Origin of the sequence: Halomonas sp. DP1Y21-3, assembly GCF_019801245.1 — a bacterium.
GTDB lineage: Bacteria > Pseudomonadota > Gammaproteobacteria > Pseudomonadales > Halomonadaceae > Halomonas > Halomonas litopenaei.
Genome location: NZ_JAHVJM010000014.1, coordinates 1 through 3,791 on the forward strand (window position 1 = coordinate 1; position 3,791 = coordinate 3,791).

1 protein-coding gene is annotated in these 3,791 nt (G+C 43.6%); it reads left to right on the forward strand.

All coding sequences use genetic code 11. From position 1 onward, the window contains the following. The first annotated feature begins 2,188 nt into the window (after positions 1-2,188). Positions 2,189-3,115, forward strand: a complete 927-nt coding sequence (locus tag KUV74_RS20695; protein ID WP_222517278.1) for a glycosyltransferase family 2 protein — start codon at positions 2,189-2,191, stop codon at positions 3,113-3,115. The last annotated feature ends 676 nt before the right edge of the window (positions 3,116-3,791 follow it).

Sequence of the window (3,791 nt, forward strand, 5' to 3'; positions counted from 1 at the left end):
GTGCCAAGGCCTCGTCCTTGTAGACCTGGGAGTAACGGGTGCGAGTCTTCTTCATCGACGTTGCTTGCCTTGCCATGGGGTCACCTCGTTCAGTGTACTGCCTTAACGGGGTGTCCACTGTTGGTGGGCAAGATCAGCCACTGACAGAGATTGACGAGCGGACACCACGTAGCTATGCCTGGCCATTTGCGCCTGCAGTGAGCTTACGAGTTCTTGTCATTGTCGAGCATGCGGCGAAAATTTTTTAGCGCATAAATCAGCAGGTGGGCCTCTCCCAGCGCTTCTTTTATCTTCCGCAATTCAGATTCGTACTGCTCTCGGACGTCCTTCGGGCGAGCCCTGAACCCGTTTTCTGTGCTGCGCTATAGCCTTTAGAGCTCTGGAAGGGGACACTTCAGACACATCGAGCCGTTCGTCCACATCAGGAGCGGGGTAGCCACGATCCAGCCCCTGCCGAATCGCTTGGTCCTTGAATTGAGGAGTATATCTCTGTTAACTCATAGCACTGCCTCCTATGCTCAAATCACAGGCCAGAAGAGTCTAGAGGACCCGGGGAAGTCAAGATCTCTTAAATTAGGTTCAGCTGATGTTTGTAAGATCAATAGGCCGTTGGTTGCGCGAATGAGCATGACATATGACCAAGAGCGCGAGATGCCCCGACACGCCTAGATCACCCAGAATACAAGTGTTACCATCTATTGCTGTTAGCCATATAGCCCGTGACGATAGGTGCTAATGAAACTATCAATGGGCTCATACGCAATATCTTCCTAAGGGAAAAAATCTAAGTACTAGACGAAATCGCTCTTGGGGTGAATATGTGCCCGAGACAGTGCATTGATTTCAAGTGCCCCATTGACATGAAGAGAAAACTAATGACGTAGCACCATGAGGGGGCGGTGCCAACGCATTGACGGTGTCGTACTCAGAAGCAGCATCTGTACAACCTGATGGCTCTCGACACTTCTCTGTCACCACCTTTTTTATAGGGGCCAGCTTTGGCGCCCTATTTGATCGACTATCTTCGTTCTTTGAGTGTGCTTATTGAAGTTGTGTTTATCTACACTTCGAAGAGCGTTAATAAATTTCTAAATGTCGATGGCCGTCTATATGTTATCGTTAAATCGTGTTGCTGTAATAATGTTGCTATGTTCATGTTTTGGATATAGTGGATATCTGTTAATAGATCCGTTGTATGTGATTGTGGCTTTATCGGCTTGCCTTGCGTTTTCTTGCATTTTGTATTCTAAAAAGATAAAGTTCACGGTAAGCCCAGCAGGTCCATTGATACTACTTTTTTATTTCATAGCAAGTCAAATATTTCTGAATCCAGACTTGGGGGCATTTTTTGGGGTTGTTTTTTCCTTGCTCTATTTTCTTGTTATAAATAGTATTTGTGCGACTGTCGGACGAGGTGTTTTAGTACGGTCCTGTGGTATTTTGGTATTCTTTAGTACTGTCTATTTTTCCGCAGAAGCATTTTTCAGAGTTTTTTATTTCAACGAGTTTGTTTTCACAGGGCTGGTAAGTGAAGAGCGGTTTTATGAATACAAATTCGATAGTTTTGTTTTTCAAGATTCGAATTTTGTTGGAGTGTGCCTAGTAGTTTTGTTCTTTCTAAATCGTTATATGGCAAGTAACTTGGGGCTAAAGCGTGGAAAATACAGCTGGTTAATTTTTATATTGATACTGTTGACTTTTTCCAGAGCGGCAATACTAGTAACTTTGTTTATGCTATTTTTGTCATACTTTTCAGGCTTTTTTTACCGGAATAGATGGGTTTTTGTTCAGTTGTGTGTTGTTTCACTTCCAGTGGTTATATATATCGGCCACTTGATTTCAGAAAGAATTGATTCGAGTCTTTCGAGTAAGTTTTATATTTTGTACATAACGGGAGAGTATTTAATGAATTCTGACCTGAAGAGCTTGCTCTTTGGGGTGGGATTTGGGAATTCCATTGAGAATATAGGCATTGGGGCGCACAATTTTTTTGTATTATATCTTTTGGAATCAGGTGTTGTCGGACTCTTGTTAATATTGTTTTTCTTTAGAAATTTGTTGGTGGTTAGACGTTGGTCGTCTGGCATAATTATTTTCCCGTTTTTGCTTGTCTCTATGTCGGCCACGATGCATTCCATACCATATGTCTACGCTGCAATACTTATTATATTAATATTGGAAGAAAAGGATGGAAAAAAGAGTTTCAGTAATACTTCCCGCATATAACGTTGAAAGCTACATTGAGGAGGCAGTTAAAAGTATATTGTTTCAGAGCTATGGTAACATTGAAGTGGTGGTGGTAGATGATGGCTCCTGCGATAATACATATGGGATTGTTTCTAGAATCGCCAAATGCGATAGTCGTGTCGTGACCATTCGCAATTCTGAAAACTGTGGCATAGCTTTCACATTAAATGTGGCTTTATCTCACTCAACTGGTGAGTATATTGTTAGAATGGATGGCGATGATGTCTCTGAAGAAAATAGGGTCGAGAGGCTTATTGATTTTTTGGAGAAAAACGCCTGTTTTGATATAGTTGGTTGTAGTATGGTGGGGATAAATAAAGAAGGTGATGTGGTGAACGTCACTGAATATTCATCAAGTGAAGATACGCTAGTACGAACACTCAAGTATGGCCCCCCTTTAGCACATATTTGGTGCGCTAGAAAATCAGTTTATGAAGCTCTAAATGGTTATAGAGAAGTCTCGGGAGTCGAGGACTACGATTTTTTACTTAGAGCCAATGCAGAGGGTTTTAGGTTCACCAATATACCAGATTATTTCGGTTACAAAGTAAGGGTTTTTAGAGAAGGTAACTCGGCTGAACTGCATGGCGTAAAACAGATAAAGTTAAAGCGATATGTATACAAGCTTTATAGAGAACGATTGCACCGAGGTGAAGACAGTTTTTCTCCTGAATTGAGAAATAATTACACTAAAACAACTTGGGCTATGGATAGATTGCACGTTTTTTCTAATCGAATGTTGAGGAAATATGTAATTGAAAAAAGAAGAAAGCCTTTTATGTGTTATTTTTTCCTTATTCTATCTCTAGTTTCTCCTTATCAGATTTTTTACTTAAAAGATAGATTCATGAAGAGAGTTTTGCAATAGAAAGAGGCGTGGATTTAGTCCCATTGCTTCGATTCGCTGGGTCAAGCTAGGGCCGTGGTCGATCACTGGATGGCGGTCTCAATGAGCAAGTGCAACACCTGATCGATCACGTCCGCTATCGCTATGACTCATTGATACCACCACCTTACCGCTGAAGAACGTGTCTCCATCATGCTGATGCGTGAAGGTCACTTTATACGCTCCATCGCCAACTAGCTTGGCAGTGGGGGAGAGCTGCCAGCACGGTGTCTCGGGAACTGGCTCGGCCTGCGGTACCTTCTCATGCTGGCTATGACGCCAGTCTGGCGGGTTTCAGATCCACGCTGACGCGACATCGAGCACGACGACAATCTAAGTTACGCCTTGGTACGCCTCTCTTCGATCTGGTGACCTATCTGTTGCGCAAGTACTGGTCTCCTAGGCAGATAACCATCACACTGAAGCGCATGTATCCAAATGGCCCTACACGTCAGGTCTCTCTCGAGGCCATCTACAACGCGCTCTATGTGATGCCCCGAGGCTCGCTGAAAAAGAGCTCATTGATCTTGCCCACCAACAGTGGACACCCCGTTAAGGCAGTACACTGAACGAGGTGACCCCATGGCAAGGCAAGCAACGTCGATGAAGAAGACTCGCACCCGTTACTCCCAGGTCTACAAGGACGAGGCCTTGGCAC

Bases quoted from the DNA above. Each gene is read 5' to 3' on its own strand.
- KUV74_RS20695 (WP_222517278.1), top strand. From the start codon at position 2,189: ATGGAAAAAAGAGTTTCAGTAATACTTCCCGCATATAACGTTGAAAGC.